This window comes from Halopenitus persicus (genome assembly GCF_900107205.1).
GTDB lineage: Archaea > Halobacteriota > Halobacteria > Halobacteriales > Haloferacaceae > Halopenitus > Halopenitus persicus.
In genome coordinates, this window is record NZ_FNPC01000002.1 from 327,744 (window position 1) to 347,475 (window position 19,732).

At 70.0% G+C, this 19,732-nt stretch carries 23 protein-coding genes; 9 read left to right on the forward strand and 14 right to left on the reverse strand.

What is annotated here, in order from left to right; genetic code table 11:
• Positions 1 to 68 precede the first annotated feature (68 nt).
• Together BLV25_RS04625 and BLV25_RS04630 are read right to left on the reverse strand one after the other, a co-directional pair.
• Positions 69 to 503 (reverse strand): acyl-CoA thioesterase, encoded by a 435-nt coding sequence (locus BLV25_RS04625; RefSeq protein ID WP_092731106.1) that lies wholly within the window; start codon positions 501 to 503, stop codon positions 69 to 71.
• 100 nt (positions 504 to 603) lie between these two features.
• A complete protein-coding gene (locus BLV25_RS04630) occupies positions 604 to 813 on the reverse strand; it encodes a hypothetical protein (RefSeq protein WP_021073149.1) in 210 nt (69 codons plus the stop codon).
• Positions 814 to 983: 170 nt separating this feature from the next.
• Here BLV25_RS04630 and BLV25_RS04635 point away from each other — a divergent pair, with 170 nt between their 5' ends.
• The 7 genes from BLV25_RS04635 (at position 984) to BLV25_RS04665 (ending at position 7,426) form a co-directional block, all read left to right on the forward strand.
• Complete coding sequence (locus BLV25_RS04635) at positions 984 to 2,093, forward strand: metal ABC transporter substrate-binding protein (protein ID WP_092731108.1); 1,110 nt, start codon at positions 984 to 986, stop codon at positions 2,091 to 2,093.
• Between the two features lie 2 nt (positions 2,094 to 2,095).
• Positions 2,096 to 3,025, forward strand: coding sequence for a metal ABC transporter ATP-binding protein (locus tag BLV25_RS04640; protein WP_092731240.1), 930 nt, complete (start codon positions 2,096 to 2,098; stop codon positions 3,023 to 3,025).
• Between the two features lie 53 nt (positions 3,026 to 3,078).
• Entirely contained in the window at positions 3,079 to 3,978 is a 900-nt protein-coding gene (locus BLV25_RS04645) for a metal ABC transporter permease (protein ID WP_081758098.1), read from the forward strand.
• Positions 3,979 to 4,142: 164 nt separating this feature from the next.
• Positions 4,143 to 4,961: a lipoate--protein ligase family protein gene (locus BLV25_RS04650; RefSeq protein WP_039400046.1), complete on the forward strand. Its 819-nt coding sequence runs from the start codon at positions 4,143 to 4,145 to the stop codon at positions 4,959 to 4,961.
• A 75-nt stretch (positions 4,962 to 5,036) separates the two neighbouring features.
• The gene (locus BLV25_RS04655; protein WP_021073154.1) at positions 5,037 to 5,876 is read left to right on the forward strand and encodes a deoxyribonuclease IV; all 840 of its coding nucleotides are present in this window, start codon (positions 5,037 to 5,039) and stop codon (positions 5,874 to 5,876) included.
• 90 nt (positions 5,877 to 5,966) lie between these two features.
• A complete protein-coding gene (locus BLV25_RS04660; RefSeq protein WP_021073155.1) occupies positions 5,967 to 6,443 on the forward strand; it encodes a hypothetical protein in 477 nt (158 codons plus the stop codon).
• Positions 6,444 to 6,493: 50 nt separating this feature from the next.
• On the forward strand, positions 6,494 to 7,426 hold the full coding sequence (locus BLV25_RS04665; protein WP_092731110.1) for a class I SAM-dependent methyltransferase: 933 nt from the start codon (positions 6,494 to 6,496) through the stop codon (positions 7,424 to 7,426).
• A gap of 59 nt (positions 7,427 to 7,485) precedes the next feature.
• Here BLV25_RS04665 and BLV25_RS04670 read toward each other — a convergent pair whose 3' ends face one another.
• The 3 genes from BLV25_RS04670 to BLV25_RS04680 all read right to left on the reverse strand — a co-directional run bounded on the left by BLV25_RS04670 (position 7,486) and on the right by BLV25_RS04680 (position 9,546).
• The gene (locus BLV25_RS04670; RefSeq protein ID WP_021073157.1) at positions 7,486 to 8,142 is read right to left on the reverse strand and encodes a DUF7095 family protein; all 657 of its coding nucleotides are present in this window, start codon (positions 8,140 to 8,142) and stop codon (positions 7,486 to 7,488) included.
• Positions 8,143 to 8,179: 37 nt separating this feature from the next.
• A complete protein-coding gene (locus BLV25_RS04675) occupies positions 8,180 to 9,178 on the reverse strand; it encodes a glycosyltransferase family 2 protein (protein ID WP_021073158.1) in 999 nt (332 codons plus the stop codon).
• 95 nt (positions 9,179 to 9,273) lie between these two features.
• A complete protein-coding gene (locus tag BLV25_RS04680) occupies positions 9,274 to 9,546 on the reverse strand; it encodes a helix-turn-helix domain-containing protein (RefSeq protein ID WP_092731112.1) in 273 nt (90 codons plus the stop codon).
• A 237-nt stretch (positions 9,547 to 9,783) separates the two neighbouring features.
• Here BLV25_RS04680 and BLV25_RS04685 point away from each other — a divergent pair, with 237 nt between their 5' ends.
• Complete coding sequence (locus BLV25_RS04685; protein WP_092731114.1) at positions 9,784 to 10,500, forward strand: class I SAM-dependent methyltransferase; 717 nt, start codon at positions 9,784 to 9,786, stop codon at positions 10,498 to 10,500.
• 32 nt (positions 10,501 to 10,532) lie between these two features.
• On the opposite strand, the gene BLV25_RS04690 is transcribed toward BLV25_RS04685, so the two are convergent.
• A complete protein-coding gene (locus BLV25_RS04690) occupies positions 10,533 to 10,940 on the reverse strand; it encodes a TRAM domain-containing protein (protein ID WP_021073161.1) in 408 nt (135 codons plus the stop codon).
• A gap of 96 nt (positions 10,941 to 11,036) precedes the next feature.
• A complete protein-coding gene (locus BLV25_RS04695) occupies positions 11,037 to 11,855 on the reverse strand; it encodes a YkgJ family cysteine cluster protein (protein WP_092731116.1) in 819 nt (272 codons plus the stop codon).
• 79 nt (positions 11,856 to 11,934) lie between these two features.
• On the opposite strand from BLV25_RS04695, the gene BLV25_RS04700 reads away from it, so the two are divergent.
• Positions 11,935 to 12,375: a DUF5788 family protein gene (locus tag BLV25_RS04700; protein WP_021073163.1), complete on the forward strand. Its 441-nt coding sequence runs from the start codon at positions 11,935 to 11,937 to the stop codon at positions 12,373 to 12,375.
• A 34-nt stretch (positions 12,376 to 12,409) separates the two neighbouring features.
• Here the strand turns inward: BLV25_RS04700 and BLV25_RS04705 are convergent, their stop codons facing one another.
• The 7 genes from BLV25_RS04705 to BLV25_RS04735 all read right to left on the reverse strand — a co-directional run bounded on the left by BLV25_RS04705 (position 12,410) and on the right by BLV25_RS04735 (position 19,706).
• The gene (locus BLV25_RS04705) at positions 12,410 to 13,585 is read right to left on the reverse strand and encodes a DHH family phosphoesterase (RefSeq protein WP_021073164.1); all 1,176 of its coding nucleotides are present in this window, start codon (positions 13,583 to 13,585) and stop codon (positions 12,410 to 12,412) included.
• Positions 13,586 to 13,665: 80 nt separating this feature from the next.
• Positions 13,666 to 14,583, reverse strand: coding sequence for an SDR family oxidoreductase (locus tag BLV25_RS04710; protein WP_092731118.1), 918 nt, complete (start codon positions 14,581 to 14,583; stop codon positions 13,666 to 13,668).
• Positions 14,584 to 15,006: a DUF5791 family protein gene (locus BLV25_RS04715; RefSeq protein WP_021073166.1), complete on the reverse strand. Its 423-nt coding sequence runs from the start codon at positions 15,004 to 15,006 to the stop codon at positions 14,584 to 14,586.
• A 58-nt stretch (positions 15,007 to 15,064) separates the two neighbouring features.
• Positions 15,065 to 18,277, reverse strand: coding sequence for a DUF7286 family protein (locus tag BLV25_RS04720; RefSeq protein ID WP_092731119.1), 3,213 nt, complete (start codon positions 18,275 to 18,277; stop codon positions 15,065 to 15,067).
• Positions 18,264 to 18,767 (reverse strand): DUF7284 family protein, encoded by a 504-nt coding sequence (locus BLV25_RS04725; RefSeq protein WP_049817639.1) that lies wholly within the window; start codon positions 18,765 to 18,767, stop codon positions 18,264 to 18,266. Before BLV25_RS04725 ends, BLV25_RS04720 begins: the two co-directional genes overlap by 14 nt.
• Positions 18,764 to 19,240, reverse strand: coding sequence for a DUF7285 family protein (locus tag BLV25_RS04730; RefSeq protein WP_092731121.1), 477 nt, complete (start codon positions 19,238 to 19,240; stop codon positions 18,764 to 18,766). Before BLV25_RS04730 ends, BLV25_RS04725 begins: the two co-directional genes overlap by 4 nt.
• A complete protein-coding gene (locus BLV25_RS04735; RefSeq protein WP_021073169.1) occupies positions 19,221 to 19,706 on the reverse strand; it encodes a DUF7283 family protein in 486 nt (161 codons plus the stop codon). The genes BLV25_RS04730 and BLV25_RS04735 overlap by 20 nt, the downstream gene beginning before the upstream one ends.
• Between the last annotated feature and the right edge of the window lie 26 nt (positions 19,707 to 19,732).

Here is a 19,732-nt window from a genome sequence, read left to right on the forward strand (position 1 = left end):
CGAACGGCGTCGGCCACGTCCGGTCGGTTTGCGGCCGGGTCGAAGCTCGTTCCCGTTCGGTCGGCGCGCTACTCGTCGGCCAACGCCTGGTCACGCAGCCGTTCGCCCTCCGACGTCGAGACGGTGAGATCGGGCACGGGGACCGGGGATCGGTCCTCGTCGATCGCCACGAAGACGAAGTACGACTCCGTCGTCAGCTCTCGATCCCCGGTGAGGGGATCCTCGCCGTAGACCCGAACGCGAACGCGAACGCTGGTTCGGCCGGCGGCGTAGACGTACGCCTCGATGAAGGCGATGTCGCCGAGCTCGAGCGGCAGCTCGAAGTCCACGGAGTTGATGTGGGCGGTGACGCAGGGTTCGCTGGCGAACCGCATCGCGCTCATTCCGCCGACCTCGTCCATCCATCGCAGAACGTTCCCCCCGTGTGCGGTGCCGTGGTTGTTCGCGTGGTGCGGCTGGATCCGGTTCCGGTCCTCGATGAAGGTCTCGGTCAAATCGACCATACCCCGGATTCGGTCGGCTCCCGTATGAAAACCACCGCCGAACGAGGTAGCGACGGACGGCGAACGTGACGGTCAGCCGGTTCTCCTCACTCGTCGTCCGTCATTCGTCGTCCGTCGCGGTCTCCACTTTCTCGGCGAGCAGGCTCGGCGTGAGACCCTTCTCCCCGAGCGTCGCTCCGACGAGCGCGCCCAGCGCGCCGCCGCTGCTGGCGGTGCTTCGACCGAACAGGCCGCCGATCCCGGCGCCGACGGCGGCGCCGATGGCGGCGTATTTCGCACGGTTCACGGCTCGAGTGATTCGGGACTTCATACTGAGTCTAGACGGCGAACGGGATTAAGCCTGAGGGGTGTATCCCAGCGTCGGACTCGGCGAACCGTCCGCTTCCCCACGACACGATGAGTCGGCCATAATTAGATTCCTCTAAAGATATACTTTGATACAAAGAATTATCTAGTTAGGCGTGCTACCCCGAGGCACGTATGTCCAACACGGACTCGGAGCGGCAACGACGCCGGTTCTCACGGCGCGGCGCGCTCGCCGCCGGCGGGGGGCTCCTCACGGCCGGGCTGGCCGGCTGTGCCGGGAGCGCCGATCCCGGCGACCGATCGACGTCGTCCGACGCGACGACCGACGGTGTAGCGGGCACCACGACCGAGAACGATGACTCTCCGGTCGCGGTCGCGTCCTTCTTCAGCTTCTACGATTTCGCCCGTCACATCGCTGCGGGAACGCCGGTCGAGGTGCGGAACCTCGTTCCGACCGGCCTCCACGGCCACGGGTGGGAGCCGAACGCGCGGATCACCCGGGATATCATCGAGGCTGACGCGTTCATCCACGTCGGTCCGGACTTCCAGCCGTGGGCCGACCGCGCGATCGAGACGATCGAGGCCGACGGAGTCGACACCGACCTCATCAACGCCCGCGAGGGAATCGAGCTCGTCGGCCTGGCCGCCAGCCTCGACCGCGACGAGGAGGGAGTCGGCGAGCAGCGCGGCAAGGATCCGCATTTCTGGCTCGACCCGAACCGGGCGATGCAGTCGGTCGACACCATCGCCGACGGGCTCGCTCGGATCGCACCCGACCACGAGGACGCCCTCCGAGCGAACGCCGACGCGTACAAGCGTGACGTCCTCGGGCGCATCGACGCGGAGTACCGGGCGATCTTCGAGGCCGCCGACCGCGACGTCGTGCAGCTTGCCGCCCACAACGCCTTCCAGTACCTCGGCGTCGCCTACGACGTTCGGATGCGCCCGCTCGTGGTCAATCTGGCCGCGAGCGGCGACGTCAAGCCGACCGACATCACCGAGGCGAAGCGGGTCATCGACGACCACGACATCGAGTACATCGCCGCCGCCGTCTTCGAAACCCGACGACCGGCCCAGCAGCTCCTCCGGGAAACGGCCGTCGAGGCCTACTTTCCGGTCACGCCCTACGCCGGCGTTCGCGAGGACTGGGTCGCCGCTGGTTGGGGCTACGAGGAGATCGCTCGTCGGATAAACATGCCGACCTTCGAGGTGGTCCTCGGGAACGCCGCCCCCGAAGCCGTCGGGCCCGACGGCTGGGCCGACGAATGGCGGAACTTCGAATGACGATGCCGCATACGACCGCCGCCCCGGATGCCACGGACGCCACGGACGCCGTCCCGGACGCCACGGACGCCGCCCCGGACGCCACCGAAGCGGACGCGACCACCTCTCCGGATCCGGTCATCGACCTGTCGAACGTCACGTTCGGTTACACGGCCACGCCGGTTCTCGAGGACGTCTCGCTTGCGGTCGATCCCGGCGAGTACGTCGCCGTGGTCGGGCCGAACGGGTCGGGAAAATCGACCCTCCTGAAGGTCGTCCTCGGATTGTTGGCCCCCGACTCCGGGACCGCTCGGCTCTTCGGCGAGCCGTCGCGTTCGTTCGACGACGGGGCTCGGATCGGACACGTTCCACAGCGTACGGACGCCGCCGTCGGGATGCCGATCACCGTTCGCGAGGTCGTGAAGATGGGCCGGTTCCCGCACGTCGGCGTTCGCGGCCTCTCGAGCGCGGACTGGGCGGCCGTCGAGGAGGCGATCGAGACGGTGGGGATGGCGGGGTTCTCGACCCGCCGCATCGGCGAGCTGTCCGGCGGCCAGCGGCAACGCGCGTTCATCGCCCGCGCGCTGGCGGGCGACGCCGACCTCCTCGTCCTCGACGAGCCGACCGTCGGGGTGGACGCCGAGTCCGTCGAGGCGTTCTACGGTCTCCTGGATGCGCTCAACGACGACGGAATGACGATCGTGCTCATCGAACACGACCTCGGCGCGGTCACCGACCACGCCGAGCGCGTCGTCTGTCTCAACCGGACCGTCCGCTTCGACGGCCCGACGGAGGCGTTTCTCGGCAGCGACGCCTTCGCCCGGGCGTTCGGCGCGACGGTCGGCGGCATCGAGCGCGTCGCGCCCGGCGATGCGTCCGGTGACGACGATGCGTCCGGTGACGACGATGCGTCCCGTGAGCGAGCGGCGGCGTCGGGGGGTGACCGCGAGTGATCGACCTCGCGCTCGCCCCGCTGTACCGCGTGCTCGACCTGTGGTACTGGGTGATGATACGGCTCCACGGTCTCACGGGGCTGGAGATCCTCGATCCGAGCTTCACCTTCCTCTATCGGGCGATCCTGATGGGGCTGTGCATCGGCGTGATGGCACCGCTCATCGGGACGTATCTGGTTCACCGGCGACTCGCGCTCATCGGGGATGCGCTTGCCCACACCGCGTTCGCGGGCGTCGCCGTCGGCCTGTTCGTCAACGCGGTGCTGGATTTCGGGATCTCGCCGTACCTGACTGCGGTCGTCGTCGCGATGATCGCGGCGCTCGCGATCGAGCTGATCTCGGAGGCGACCGACGTCTATAACGACGTCTCGATGGCGATCGTCCTCTCGACGGGGTTCGCGCTCGGATCGACGCTCATCAGCCTCAACGCCGGCGGGCTCTCCGTGGGGATCGACCAGTACCTGTTCGGCAACCTCTCGACGGTCGCCCCCTTCGACGCGGTCGTCCTGCTCGCGCTCTGTCTGGTCGTCGTCGCGACGGTCGTCGTCACGCGTAACCAGCTCCTGTACGTGACCTTCGACGAGACCGCGGCGGCGGTTTCGGGGATCCCCGTGAACTGGTATAACCGGCTGCTGGTGGTGCTCACCGCGCTCGTCGTCGTCGGCGCGATGCAGATCCTCGGCGTGATCCTGGTGGCGGCGATGCTCGTCGTCCCCGTCGCGGGCGCGACCCAGCTTGCCCGCAGCTTCACCGAGTCGATCCTGATCGCGGTCGTCCTCGCGGAGCTGGCCGTGGTCCTCGGGATCGCGGCCGCCTACTACGGCGGCGCGACCGGCGGCCCGGTCATCGTACTCGTCGCCGTCGGGCTCTACGTCGTCGCGGCGGTCCTCGGAAAGCTGGGGGACGCGCTGACCGACTCGTCGGCCCCCGAGACGGACGCGATCGAGGGCTGACTGGATGGGGATCGACTCGACCGGGACGGATTCGACCGAGATTGACTCGACCGAGGACGGATTCGACCGCGACGGCCGGTGCGTCCGGGCGGGCGATGGACCGCGACGACCGACGGCGTTCCGCGGAACACAACCGTTTTTCGGGCGCGATCCGAACGCGGCGTATGGACGCACCAGACGGCGACTGGCGGCTCATCCGGGAGGAGGCCCGGTCGGGGCCGATGCAGATGGCGCTCGACGAGGTCGCGGCCGACACCGCCGCCGAGGGAGGACCCTGGACGGTCCGGGTCTACCGGTGGGACCCGAGCTGTCTCACGATGGGCTACCGGCAGGACCCCGGGACGGTCGACTGGGAGTGGTGTGAAGCCAACGGGGTCGACGTCACCCGGCGACAGACCGGCGGCGGCGGCATCTATCACGACGTCGTCGGCGACATCGCGTACTCGATCGCCGTCCCGGCGGACGTCGTCCCCGGCGAGCTGCTGGAGTGTTATCACCAGCTCTGTGAGCCGATCCTGGACTTCTTCTCCCGCATCGGCATCGACGCCGACTACGTCGCCGAGTCCCTTCCGGAGATCCACCATCCGGCGTGTTACCTCCGGGAGCTGCATCCGGCCCACGACGTCGTGGCGGGGCCCGCGGACGACCGCCGGAAGATCGCCGGCAACGCCCAGTACCGGCGCAACGACGCCGTGATCCAGCACGGCTCCCTGACGTTCAGCGTCGACGCCGAGCGCCATCTCGGCGTCTTCGACGACCCGCCGATCGGCCCGGACGGCTTCCGCGATCGGGTCGTCGGAATGGACGAGCTCGTCGACCTGGACCGGGCCGAGGTCGTCGAGACGCTCGAGGAGACGCTCGCCGAGTGGGCCTCGGCAGCGGAGGGATCGTGGACGGAGGCGGAGCTTTCGCGAGCGCGCGAACGCGCGGACGAGAAGTATCGATCCGACTCGTGGGTGCACGAGCAGCCCGGCTCGCGATAGGCGGACGGCGCTTTCAGGCACGGACGGGACGGCGCGTTCCGAAGCGGCTTTGACTCGCGATCTCCTGCCTTCGGTATGACACTCCGGATCGGCGCACACGTCTCGATCGCGGGCGGGGTCGACAACGCGATCGACAACCAGATCGAGGTCGGTGGCAACTGCGGCCAGATATTCACCCACTCCCCGCAGGTCTGGCAGGACCCGAACATCGGCACCGAGGAGGCCGAGCGCTTCCGTGCGGGAACGGCCGAGAACCTCGCGGGACCGTGGGTGATCCACACCTCCTACCTCGTCAACCTCTGTACGCCCAAGGAGGGCCTCCGCGAGAAGTCCCGCGAGTCGATGCAGGCGGAGCTCGATGCGGCCGACGCCCTCGACGTCCCGTACGTGAACGTTCACCTCGGCGCCCACACCGGCGCGGGCGTGGAGGCCGGGCTCGAGAACGCGGCCGCCGTCATCGACTCCCTGGACGTGCCCGAGGACGTCACGATCCTGATCGAGTCCGACGCCGGCTCCGGGACGAAGCTCGGCGGGCAGTTCGAACACCTCGCGACCGTCCTCGACCTCGCCGAGACGGACCTCGACGTCTGCCTCGACACTGCCCACACCTTCGCCGCCGGCTACGATCTCTCCACGCCCGCGAGCGTCGACGAGACGATCGCGGAGTTCGACGACGTCGTCGGGCTCGAGCACCTCCGATGTCTCCACCTCAACGACTCCAAACACGAGTGCGGGACAAACAAGGACGAACACGCCCACGTCGGCGAGGGACACATCGGCGACGCCGGGATGGAACGGATCGTCACCCATCCCGACCTCCGGGACCTCCCGTTCGTCCTCGAGACGCCGACCGAGGACGGCCGGAGCTACGCCTGGAACGTCGAGCGGGTTCGTGAACTCCGGGCGGCCGAGTGAACGTCTGAACGTCGAGCGGGTCCGCACGAGGTCCACCACGACCGTCCGCGAGGGGCCGGGTTTTTGTAGCTGCTGGCCGTCGGTCCCGCCGTGGTCACCACCGAGTCGCTGCTGTTCGGCGCGGGGCGTCGCCGGGGACTGTCGCTGATCGGCGCGTGTGGCGCCGTCACCGCGGTCACCGTGCTCGCGGTGTTGGCGCTGGGATCCGTGGCCCCGTCCCACCACGTCACGAGCTTTCTCGCCGACGACGCACTCCCGTCGATCCTGCTGTACCTCCCCGCACCGATCGCGCTGGTCGGCGCGTACGCTCGGTGTGGCGCCCCGTCCTGCCTCGCCGTCGGCGTCGTTCCCGGCGTCGTCTTCGGCGCGATCGTCGTCGTTGGTGGGTTGCTCGGCGTCCCCGGCACCGGCGCCGACGCGACGGTCCTCGGGCTGTCGATCGGCCTCTCGATCGGCTTCTCCGTGGTCGGCCTCTCAAGCGCGTTCGTCGGCTATTGCACCGGCGTCACCGCCGTCCTCGCGCTCGACGCGTTTCGTGAGGGCGGCGGGCGAGGCGCGGGCGAGTGACCGCGGGGCCACTCAACAACTGTTAACCTCGTCGCGACGTAGCCTCCGCCGTGCGACGGTTCAGTCCCGAGTACCTCGACCGGACCCGCCGCGGGATGTGGGACGACGACCGGGAGGCTCTGACGCCGCTTCGCCTTGCGGACCGCGAGTGCGTTCTCGACGTCGGGTGCGGGACCGGCGAGCTGACGCGCGTCCTCGCCGCCGAGACGCCCGCGAGCGCGACCGTGCTCGGGGTCGATGCGGATCGTGAACTGCTCCGGGTCGCGCGGTCGCGCGGTCGCGGTCACAACGATGTCGACGATACCGACCGGACCCGTGACGACGCCGACCGGGCCCGTGACGACGCCGACCGAACCCGTGATCGCGACGAGCGCGCCCAGCCTCGCAGCACGGCCGACCGTCCGTCATACCTCGCCGGCGACGCGACGCGACTTCCCGTCGCCGATGCGGCGGTCGACCTCGTCGTCTGTCAGGCGCTGCTGATCAATCTCCCCGACCCGCGGGCGGCGATCCGCGAGTTCCGGCGCGTCTCGAGCGACCTCGTGGCCGCGATCGAGCCGAACAACGCCGACGTCGGCGTCTCCTCGACGGTCGACGCCGAGGAGCGGCTGGAGCGTGAGGCCCGGAACGCATACCTCGACGGCGTCGGCACGAACGTCGCCCTGGGCGACCGGGTGCGGGAGCTGTTCCGACGCGAGGGCCTCGAGTCGGTCACGACCCGCCGCTACCACCACGAGAAACGGATCGAGCCGCCCTATACCGACCAGTCCCTGGCGGCCGCGGCCCGCAAGGCCAGCGGCGCCGGCCTCGCCGACCACCGGGCCGAGCTCGAGGCGGCGCTCTCGCCGGCCGGGTACGACGACCTGCGGTCGCGCTGGCGGTCGATGGGCCGCGACGTCGTCGACGCGATGCGCGACCGCGAGTACGAGCGCGTCGAGGTCGTTCCCTTCGACGTGACGGTCGGCCGGGTCGAGTCGGCCTGACGGGCGAGGCCTGGTCGGGTCGACCACCCTGCTTGAGCGTCACAGCCGTTGCCCGATCGTCACACCACGTCGCCGCGAACCGACGATCCGGTCGATCGGTCCCGTTCGCGGTGCACCGTCTCGGCCGCCTCGGCGGCGACGTCGTCGTCGGCACCCAGCATCGACAGCGCCTCCTCGAGCGTCGGCATCGCGAAGGACCCCTCCCGGAGCCGCTCGAGCGCCTCGTCGTCGCGCTCGCCGTCGACCCATAGGCAGACCCCGCGCGGGTCGAGGACCTCCGCGTAGGTCTCGCGGGCCACGGCGCCGTTCAGCCGCTGGGTGACGTTCCGGTCGAACCCCGTGTTGCAGACCTCGAGGTGGACCGGCTCGTCGGCCGGAAGGAGGTGGGCGGCCAGACACTTCTCCGGGGCCGCGTACCCGTTCGGGTTCGTCCGCACCAGGTCCGGATACCGTTGCGCCCACTCCGTGCGGATCGTCTTGCCGATCCCGCGGACGCCCTCGAGCGCGTCCGGATCCGGCTCTCCGGCGTCCGTGTCCTCCCGATCGTCGCCGAGCAGGACGTCCTTCGTCACGTAGACGTCGAGGCGGTCGATCGGATCGAGCCCCAAGGCGACGTCGCCGTAGACCCAGACCTCGCGCACCGGGACCGGCATCGGGTCGGACTCGACCGTCTCGAGGATGGTCTCCACCCGGTCGATGGCGTCAGTACGGTCCATTACCGTCGGTTCGTCGTCCGCGGTGAAACCGGTTACGTCACGGGGGCTGCGATGCGGTCCCGTCGTCTCCGCTGCCCCCGTCCGTCTCGTCGTCCCCGCCGTCCTCGTCCGTCTCGTCGTCCTTGCGGCGGTCGTACTTGGCGACCGCCCTGTCGGCGCGCGTCGAGAGGCCGTACGGATTCCGCGTGGGCGTCCGATCGCGTGCGCGGGCGACCATCCCGTCGGAGAAGCCGGTCGCGGTCCCGAGCAGGACGTCGCGGCCGTTGGCGACCCAGCCGGTCGGCGTCGCCGCCCCGCGGACGACGTCGCGGGCGACCGACGTCGAGTCGCCGAGCGCGTGCGCCGCGACCCGCCGGATCACGGTCGGCCGGAACCCGTAGTTCTTCGCCAGCCGATAGGCCAACGCCCGGTACTTCCACCCCCAATCGCGGTCCGGTCGGCCGCCGTCCGCCGCGGGCGAGGCGTCCGGGTCGCGCTCGACCGAGAGGTCGGATTCCCACCGCACCTCGTGGTCGAGCCCCGCGAGCCGGTGGGCGGCGTCGCGTGATCCGCCGGTCTCGAGGTACTCGTCGAATCCGTCGAGGTCCTCGAGCACGCCGGCCCGGAAGACGACGTTGCCGCCGGCGAAGTAGGTCACGTTCCGGCCGGCGATCCGTCGCCGCTCGGCGCTGTCGGCCGTCTGCCCGGCACGGAGCGGACGCGCCACGGGGCCCGTGACGACGTCGGCGTGCTCGAGGCCCGCCTCCACGCCCTCGATCCAGTCGGGACCGATCCGGTTGTCGTAATCGACGAGCGCGACCGCCTCGCCGGTCGCGACCTCGATGCCGGCGTTACGGGCGACGTTGACGCTCCGGTCGGAGATCTCAACGAGCACGTCGACGTCCTCGCGGTCGCGGACCATCCCGGTGGTGCCGTCGGCGGAGGGCCCGTTCACGACGATCACCTCGGCCGCGGGCGCGTGGGCGGACAGCGCGTCCAGTCCGTCCGCCAGTTGGTCCCGTCCGTTGAGCGTGGGGACCACGACCGAGAGGTTCATACCTCGATCCGTACGGCGCGGCGCATAAAAGACTCTTTGTGACCCGCCGGGTGGCGCTGCGACGGGTCACGCACGGCTCAACCGGGGGATCCGGGTCAGGTCCGGAGGTAGTAGACCTGTTTGCGGGCGTCCTTGAAGCTGTACCGCGAGTCGACGATCCCCGACTCCTCGAGCCGGTTGAGCGCGTACCGGACCGTCCTGTCGGGCAGCAGCGACTCCTCGGCGAGCTGGCCCTGCGAGAGCGGCGCGTCGCCTTCGAGGACCTTCGCGACGAGCTTGGCGCTCGGGGGCAGCTCGCGGAGGCGGTCGCGATACTCCGATTCGGACAGGATCGTCGGCTCGTGGGTCTCCGCGGAACGAGTGCTCATATCGGGTGGGTGCCAGCGGTCCATCGTAAAGGTTGGCTATATATAGGACAATTCGATATCGACAATATAATGTCTTAATATGTGTCCGTGTCACTTCGGTTTCCCCACTACCCTTGTGCGATCCGTTTTCCATTCTCGAGCGCGTCCGGAACGGTCCCCGCGTCGGGCGCTCGAACCGCCGCTCCCGGGTCGACATCCAGTACGGTTTTGTCGTTCGGGGCGTGAGGACATCCTAGCGTGAAAGGACAGGATTGGTATCAGGCGGACGACGTCGCGGAGGAGTACGACGACATCCGGTTCGCCGACGGCGGGCGCGTGATCGACCGCCGGGAGAAGGAGGCGGTGCTGTCGGCCCTGGGTCCGGTCGAGGGAACACGCGTTCTCGAGGTCGCCTGCGGAACCGGCCGCTTCACCACGATGCTCGCCGATCAGGGTGCCGACATCGTCGGGCTCGACATCTCCCGTGAGATGCTCGAACAGGGTCGTCGGAAGGTGCGGGACCGCGGCATCGACGACCGCGTCGAGTTCATGCGCGGCGACGCCTCGCGGCTCCCGTTCCCCGACGACCACTTCGACGCCGTCCTCGCGATGCGGTTCTTCCACCTGATGGACGACCCGGTTCCGTTCCTCTCGGAGCTGGCCCGGGTGAGCAGCGACCAGATCGTCTTCGACACGTTCAACCGCCGGAGTGCACGCGTGCTCTACACCTGGCTGTTGCCGATGGGGTCGCGGCTCTACTCGGAGGACCAGGTCGTCTCGATGCTGTCCGCCGCGGATCTCACCCTCGCCGGCGAGGAGCACGACTTCGTGCTCCCGTACGGGTTCTACCGGAACCTGCCGAGCGCGGTCGCGAAGGGATTCCGGGCCGTCGACGAGGCGATCGGCCGGACGATCCCGGGCGATTACGTCGCGTCCGTCTCCTACTGGGACGCTCGCGTCCCCGCCGACGAATAGTCCGGCCTCCCGAAACCGACGGCAGGCCGCCGTCAGACGTCCTCGTCGACGATCTCGCCGACCGCGAAGTTCGATTTGACCTCCGTGACCTCGATCTTCACCCGCTCGCCGACGTCGCCGCCCGGGACGATGATCACGTACCCGCGCTCGACGCGAGCGATGCCGTCGCCCTGCTTGCCGATGTCCTCGATCTCGACGTACCGCATCTCGCCGGGTTCAACGGGGGGTTGTGGACCCTCGCCGGTCTCCGCGTCCGCGCCGCCGATCCCGTCGACGCCGCCGTCCGCGCCCGCGCCCGCGATGAGCGCGACGCGATACGTCTCGCCGACGTCGACCGTGCCGGTTTCCACCTCCCGCTTCGGCACCTCGACGACGTAGGAGTCGTCCGTCTCTCGGACGTCCGCACTGAACAGACAGAGGAGTTTCTCGGAAATTTCCATAGTAGACCTCTACCGGATACTCACGAGCGAGTATAATAGTTGTACCGCCAGCGGCTCGTCGTCCTCGGCATCCGGCGGTTCATCGTCCCGAGCTGCTCACGACCGTTCGGTCCGATCCCCGTCGATCGGCGTTCCGTCGGGTCGCTTTTGCCCCTCCGAGTCGTGGACGACGACGCCGTCGATATCCCCCGACGGGCGATAGGCGTCCCGAACCTCGATCGCCTCCTCGAGCTCCCGGACCGCTCGCCGCTTCAGGGCTTCCGCGAGGTCCTCGGCCTCGGACCGGGAGATGTTCCGACCCAATCCCTCACACTCGTGGGCCCGAACCATCCCCGCCTCGTCGACCGCCTCGCCCATCGGCTGGCTCGTCCCGCCGAGCGCGACGCTGAACGGGTACGTTCGACACACCAGCGGCCGGTCCTCGTGCACGGTGCAGGCGCCGCGGCCGTCGGTCTCCCGGTAGAAGGTGCAGTTCCCGCACGCGTCCGTCTGCAGGGCCCACTCGAACGTCTCGCCGGCCGGCTCCCCCTCCGCCGACTCCTCGAGGCCGTACGGCATCGGGCGGGCGACGTCGCGCCAGTCGTACTCGCTGCCCGAGACGTCGTCCGCGTCGTCCTCGCCGGCTTCGCCGCCGGCGCTTCCATCGCCGGCCGCATTGCTCTCGAGGGTCGCCAGCAACTCCCGAACCTCGTCGGGGAAGACGGTCGCCGTGTGTGGCTCCGCGTGCGATCGATCGTCTTCCGTCTCGACTCCAGCGCCATCACCATCGGCAACGTCGTCGTCGGCTTTCGGCGTGTACCCCTTGCAGCAGGCCCCACAGCGCGTACACTCGAACCCGATCGACTCGATCGCGTCCGCGAGATCGGCGACCGTCAGGTCACGGGCACGGTCGAGTTCGGCCTCGAGGCTCTCCATACGTCGTCATTCGTGTGCACGTGCTAAACCCCCGCGGTCGGACGAAGGAGCGAAGTGTTGCGAGCCGCTTTGCACGCGTGTGAAGGAGTATCGCCGCAAACAGCTGCTCGAGCGCGTCAACCGCGAGGCGGCGACGATCGGGGCGTCGATCCCCGAGACGATCGAGGTGCAGGGCGAGCCGATCGACCTCCGCGAGTTCGTCTTCGAGATCAAACGCCGCGAGACCGTCCCCCCGGGCGAGCGCGAGCGCGTCGAGCGAGCGAAACGGAACCTTCGTCGCGAGCGGATCGAGCGGCTCGACCGCATCGAGGCGGGGCAGGTCTCCTACGAGACCGGCGCCGAGCTCGCCGACGCGATCATCGGGATCGACCGCGCGCTCGACGCCCTGGAGTCCCTCGAGCCCGCGGACGTCGAGGCCGAAGCCGAACGGCAGGACGCCGTCGACACGAAACGCTGGATGAATTTCCTCAAGCAGGCGCTCGGACGCGAGGACGCCTCCTCGAGCCGAACGCGGTTTTGACGTTCCGATCCCGGTCGCGCGACCGTCGGCGTGCTCAGACGTCCCCGGCCATCGCCCGGAACAGCCCGTCGGACAGATCGTCCCGGTCGACGGCCTCCTCGATCGAGTCGTCCGTCGGGTCGATGTCGGGCGTGATCCGTCCGCCACCCATCCGGGCGTGGCCGCCACCGTCGCCGTTGGGAACGTCCGCGAGCGCCTCCTCGATCGCCTTCCCCATATGGACCCGGTCGTCCCGGGACCGTCCCGAGAGGTGGATCGTCCCGTCCCGCTCGCCGACGATCACCACGGCCGTGACGCCCTCGAGCTGGATCAGCTCGTCGGCCGCCTGCGGGATCGCGTCGACGTTGTTGACCGACCCGACGTCGGCGACGGCGAACGATCCTTCCACCTGTCGGCCCGCGATCGCCCGTGCCTTCACCTCGAGAACCTCGGCGTCGACCGCCGGGTTCGCGATCCGGTCGAGCCGGTCCTGGTCGACGCCGGGGTAGAGGTAGCTCGCCGCGGCGAAGTCGGCCTCGCTCGCGCCGACGGTGAGGTGGTTGGTGTCGGCGAGGATCCCGTACAGTAACCCCGTCGCCGCGCTGGTGGGAAGGGTGTAGCTCCCGTCGGTCTCGCTCGCGTGCCTGTCGGGCGGCACCGGGGTCGCGTCGTTGTCCTCGAAGTACTCGGCGACGATCGACGCCGTCGCGCCGTAGTCGGTCCGGACGTCGGTGAACTCCTCGCCGGCCCCGTCGCCGGGATGATGGTCGATCACCGCGAGCGGGAGAACGCCGTCCGCCCCGCTGAACCCCCGCGCCTCGTTGTGATCGACGAGGACGATCGACTCGGCCGCGAGATCGGTGACGTGGTCGATCCGGTCCAGCTCCAGGTCGAGGACCGTCCGGAACGCCCGGTTCTCCTGATGGCGGATCTGGCCCGGATACTGGATCGTCGCGTCGACGTCGACCTGGTCGGCCAGCTCGACGACGCCGACCGCGGCCGCCATCGCGTCGGGGTCCGGATTCGGATGCATCAGCACCGCGATCTCCTCGGCGTCGGCGATCAGCCGCCGGAACGTGACGCCGCGTGCCCGGCGCAGCCGGACGAACGCGTAGACGCTCCCGAGCACGACCACCAACGCGATCGCCGTCGCGACCGCCAGCTCGGGGTTCTCACGGACGAACAGCTCCGCGTCGGCGATCCACTCCTCGCCCGCCGTGGCCTGGGCCATACACCACTCATCACCGACTCGGTCTACAAGAAACCCCCAGACGGTTTTCGCTCAGTCAGTCGCGGACGGGTTGCGCCCGGTCAGTCGCGGACGGGTTGCGCCCCGTTAGTCCCGGTCCGGTACGCCTCGATCGCCGCCCGGTAGCCCTCGCGGTAGGTCGGGTACTCGAGTTCGTACCCCAGCTCCCGGAGGTAGTCGTTCGAGCACCGCTTGCTCGTCCGGATCCGCCGTTCGGCGCGCTCGGAGAGGTTCGGATCGGAGAGCCGATCGGCTTTCGAGCGCTTGGGCGGGCGGTCGACGCCGCACTCGTCGGCCAGCCAGTCGGCGAACGCGTGTTTCGCGACCGGCTCGTCGTCGGTGACGAGCACGACCTCGTCGCGAGCCCGGTCCGTCTCGAGGAGGTGGCGGATCGCTCCCGCTGCGTCGTTCCGATGCACCATGTTCAGGTACCCCTCGGTCACCGGTCCCTCGAGATACCGCTCGAGCCGGTAGCGGTCCGGGCCGTACAGCCCCGAGAATCGGGTCACGGTTCCGTCGATCCCCGCCTCGGCGCTCGCCTCGAGCGCGACGCGTTCGGCCGCCGCCAGGACGCTGGTCTTCTCCGTCTGCGGGTCGAGTGGCGTCGTCTCGTCCACCCAGTCGCCGCCGTGATCGCCGTAAACGCCGGTCGAGGAGGTGTAGACGAGCCGGTCGGGCACGGCCTCGCGTGACTCGTACTCGGCGATCACGTTCTCGAGCCCCTCGACGTAGACGGATCGTGCGGCCGCCGCGTCGCGCCCCCCGGAGCTGGCCGCGAAGACGACCGCGTCGGCGTCCGGGAGCGCCGACAGCGAGTCCGGCTCGGTGACGTCCGCTCGAATCGGCACGAGGCCGGCCGCCTCGACCGCGTTCGCGCCGCGCTCCGACCGACGAACGCCGGCGACGTCGTGTCCGTTCGCGACGAGTCCGCGGCCGAGCTCCAGCCCGACGTATCCGCAGCCGACGATCGCGACGCGCATCTACGGTCTCCGCGCCTCGAGCGCCGCCGTGATCTCCGCGAGCTGTCCGATCGTCATCCGGGTGCGCCCCTCGAGCGCCTGCTGGAGCTCCTGTCCCGTGAGATCCGCGTCGATCGCTCCCGCGAGCGTATCGACGTCGACGACCGCGGTCGTCATCCCCATCAGGAGATGGTCCCGGAGCTCGTAGACGATCGCGTCGGGGTCCCGGTCGTCCGCGACCGCGAGGACCGACGCCGCCTCCTCGATCGAGATCCCGGTGACGGCCCCCCCCGCGATCGCGTCGATCCGGTCGTCCCCGAGCTCCGTTTCGGCCCGGATCGTCTCGACGCTCGCGTCGTCGACCGACTCCTGCAGCAGCCGGCGGTAGGCGTCGAGTACCGTCTCGGCGTCGGCGCCTTCAGCCGGCGCGACTTCGTGAAGCATATCGATCCTCCGCCGTCGGCGCGGAAAACGACTGCGGTCGTGGCGGTCCCCGCGACTCTCACCTCGACTCCGACTTCGCCGAGCACGTCCGGCGTTCGGCCCCCGGACAGGGCCAGCCGGCGGACCGCTCGCTCCACGTCCCGTCGACGTCGCCCACGCCGGGCGGTCCCGGCGGGACCGCGACGACGACCGTCGTCCCCGTTTCGAACCGGACGGGCTCGGTGTAGCCGAGCGTGACCCGCTCACCGTCCACCTCGACCGTCGATCGCCCCGACCCACGGACGTACCTGAACGGCTGGCCGGGCGGCCCCGTGTTCGATCGCAGCTCGAACCGGGGGTAGGTCCCCGCGACGTCGACGTGCCACACGTTCACCGTCGCGTACCAATATCCGGGAACGGGCGCGACCGGAAGGCCGGCACCGACCTGCTTCGTCACGTCAGTCGCCCATTCGTGCTCCTCACCGAGGCGATCGACGGCCTTGCCGCCCGCCCGCCGAAGCTCGTTCTCGACCACGGATTCGATCCGCTTGCGGGCCACGGTTCGGGTGATCTCGCCCGCCCGAGTGACTCGCGACTTCGACACACTCGTTCGGTCGGACTCCATCGCCGACCGCAGCGTCGTCCGGATCTCGGCCCCGAGGCGAGCGCGGTCGCCGTCCGTAAGGGTGGTTCGCCTCCCGGTCTCCGCGACGATCGCCTCGGCGTATCGTCCGTCCCCCATCGCGGTCGCGAGTTGCCCCGGTGTCGCGTAGCGATCGCTTGCCGCATCGACGACCGCTTTCCGCTCCGCTCCGGGCAGGTCCGTGACCGCTCCGATCCGGTGTTCGACGCGACGTTCGACCCGGTCGATCGATCCGCTGACGTCGGACTCGAGCCGGTCGTGCGAGCGTCGCAGCTCGGCTGCTTGCTCCTCGTCCGTGGTCGCCGTCGATCCGGCGTCGGACGCGGTCGTCCCGTCGGGCGTGTCCGCCTCGTCGCCCGTCTCCCGGAGCGTTCGTTCGCTCGCCGCGAGCGTCCGTCCCGCTTGCGGGAGCGGAACGCGGTCGCCGGCCGCGAGCGCCCGGTCGACGATCCCGCTCGCGGCGTCCCCGTAGGGAACGGTGAAGACGTTCACGTTCCGCGTCACGAGCGGTCGGGTCCGGCTCCCCGGCTCGACCGCCGGCGAGGCGGCGTCGATCGTCGTTCGTGGGAGGTACCCGGGCGACCCAGCCGGCCGGAACGAGACCGGTCCTCCCGGCCCTTCCACCCCAACCTCGTCGGGCTCCGGGTCGGTCGTCCGGCCAGCCGCAGCGACGTACTGTCCGAGCGACGTCCCGTCCGTCGAGCCGCCTCGGTCGCGTTCGCTTGCAGCGTTCTCGACTCCGTCCTGTACGTCCTGCGCCGTCCGTGCCCGGCGTTCGAGTTCCTCGATCGTCGCGTCGACGTAGGCGCGTCGGGCCGCCACGCGGGCGCGGTCGGCAGCCCCGTCGTAGGTCCGCGGCGCGTCGACCAGCTCGTCGCGCTCGTCCCGAAGCGTCGCCGCCAATTCACCGTAGGGGTTCGCCGTCCCGGCGGCGACTGCACGCATCTCGACCGTGGTTTCCGTCGCGCGGACCTCCCCGTGTATCGCGGCGAGATCGTCGCGCATCCATCCCCGGAGATCCGCGGGCCGATCGCCGTACACGACGGTCCGTCGTCGTCTCTCGGCGCTCGACTCGACCGCCCGTTCGGCGACCGCGTCGGCGTTCGCCGCGTCGAGTTTCCGGCGTGCCGCATCGGGCGTGTCGCGCAGGTTCGGACCGTCGATCGCGCCGCCGCGTTCGAACGTCGGCGACGTCGGTCGGTCGGGTGCCCCTGCCGCCGGTGCGTACCGTCCGTCCACGGCGACGGTGACGCGGTATCGTTGGCTCCACTGCACGGTCGTCGTTCGCCGACTCGAGCCGTCCGTCCAGTACCGCGTCGTTCGGTGATCGGCCGTGACCCGCCTCGTCGCCGTGTCGAACCCGTTTTCGCCGCCGGACCCCCTCGCGTCCGCCGTACTCGTGGTCCGCTCGCCGACGTACGTCCAGTTCGCGCCGGGGGACTCGCGTAACGGCGGTCGGGTCCGTCCGCCCGTCCGATCGACGCGAATTCGCCTCGTCGCCTCGACGCGATAGGCGGATTCGGCGATCGCGTCGGTTCGATCGAGGGTCTCGACGAGTGCCGCGTCCGCCGCCGGACCGGCGGTGACGGTTTCGGTCACGTCGGTCGCATCGCTTTCGTCACCGTTGCCAGCCGTGACTGGGGCGGTTTCGGTGGATGCTGCGGCGGCGTCGCTCGGATCGGGAACCGAGGTCTCGAGCACGAACCGGCTCCACTCGTTCTCGTCGACCCCGGTCGGTTCGAGGAGATCCGTGAGACCGGTTCGAACGGCCGCGCGCCGGACGCCCGCGCTCGCGTTCGGATCCGCCGCGCCGAACGCCTCCCGTTGTACCGCGGTGATCCCGGCGTTCGTCGAGAGCTCCACGTGCCGGTTCCCGACGACGTTCTGGACCGGCGCGCCGAACCGCTGTGCGTATCCGCGTGCCCACGCGATCGCGTAGAGCCGGCCGGTCAGCTGACGTCCCAGTCCCGTCCCCTCGATGGCGCCGCGGTTCAGGGCGGCCTCGAACCGCTCGGTCCGCTCGTGGGCAGCAAGCACCGGGACCGCGACCACGACCGTGACGTCGCGGGTCCGTTCCCCGACGATCCGGCCGTTCCGTCTGGCCGTCGTCGTCACGTTCTGTACGGTCACCTCCAGCGCCGTGCCGTTCGCGGCCGGCGCGATCGTCACGCCGTCACGGACGTCCGCGAGCGTCGTCGGATCGTCGTTTCCGGGGCTGTAGCCGCCCCGAGTCGGCGGGGCCGGATCCTCGAACGGGACCGTGGTCGTGGCCCGGATGTCGCCATCACGGGCCGTGACCGTCTCGACCGATGCCTCGACGGCAAGCCCGACCCGGATCCGAAGCGCGTCCTCGAATGCCGAGTCGTTCCGGATCACGGTCCTCGGGACGTCTCCGCCGGGGCGCGTCACCGGCTGTGCGGCCGCCGCTCGCGCTGCGTCGGCGGTCGCGCTCCGGATCGCCGGCGTCAGATCGGCGCTTGCGCGGTCCATCGCGCGCTCCACCGACCGGTCGATGGTCACGCCCGTCGTGGCGAGCCCGCTCGCGTACGCCCCGCTCGAGACGAGCAACAGCACGCCGACGAGCGCGAACGGGACGCGCCCGCGCCGGTCGTCGGCGATCGACAGTGCGGGACGGTCAGACGGCCGCACGGTCCCACCTCCGAACCACGACTCGGACCGTCGTCTCGCCCCGATCGACCGGCACGTCGACGACCGTTGTCCACACGCGGGCGGTCGACGGCGGCGAGCCGCCGACCGTCATCGCGGTTCGGTGTCCGTCATCGTCGTTCGACGACCTCTCGATCCTCGTTGGAACGCGAACCGTGACGCCAGTCCGGGGATCGAGCCGCTTGCCGACGGCGTTCGAAACGGCGTGTCGGTACGTTCGTTCCGAGCGACCCGCGTCCTCGGGGACGAGCGCCGCGAGCGCGAGGTGTTCGACCAGGGTTGCGTGGTGGCGTCGACGGTCGCCGTCGTTCGTCCCGTAGCTGACGGTCGCCGTTTCCGTCGCGATCCGATCGGCGAGATCGTCGACGTGAGTTTCCGGGCCGGTGTCGGGTGGGGCGACGCCCACGACGGTCCCGACGCTCGCGGAGACGCACAGGAGGAACAGTCCGACGTCGAGGACGGTGCTCGTCATCGTCCCACGACCACCCGGAGCTCTCCACGAACCTGTTCACCCGGCGCGATCCGGACGCTGACCGATCGCCGTGCGACTGTCGTCCCTGCCGGCAGCGGTCGGGTCGCGTTCCGATCGCCGGCCAGCCATCGCCGATCGGCGGTGACCATCGCGACGCCGATCCGCCGCCGCTCGATGGCTACCCGCCGGCGATCGACGCCGACGTCGTTCGGGACCCGCAGCCGGTCCGGATGTGCGACGCCGGCAACGACGACCCGATCTTCGACGCGATCGAGGACGATCCCGGCCGTTTCGCGCGGCTGCGTTCCCGGGTCGGCGTCCGCGATCACGCCGGCGTACATCGTGAGTCCGGCGCCCACCGCGAGCAGGGCGACGAGCGCGGCGATCGGTTCCGTCTGTCCTCGGTCGGAACTCGTGTCGACCCGGCCTTGGACGGCGGTCGTGTCGCGACGGTCAGCCGACGAGCGTGACACGGGTTCCCTCCCAGCGTATCGATCGAATCCGAAGTCGGTTCGGCGCGCGTTCCCATCGCGGGTTCCGCCGGTATCGGCCACGGGACTCGACCGCGGCTCGGTCCAGGGCCTCGGGGGAGTCGAAGACGCGGTCCGGCGGCTCGCCGGAGAGCACCCTCCGAAGCCGGTCGTCGCTTCCGGCGTTCGTGGCCGGCGTCACGGGGCCGAACCGGAGCGGCGCGGTCGTCGATCCGCCCGGACCGCGAAGCGAGACGCGGGTCGGAGACAGCCGGATTCGGTCTGCGGCGAGCCCGTGTTCGGCCGTCGCCGGGAGTTCGTCGGCGGCGACGCGGTCGATCGTGTCCGCGACGCCGTTCGCGTCCGGTGTCGGCCCCGAGGGGATTCCTGCAGCCGTTCCGAGCGTGAGCACGCTGACGGCCGCGATCCCCAGCCACGTGTACCACGTTTCGATCGGTGCGTCGATCATAGCACGGAGTGGCCCCGGTATGCGGT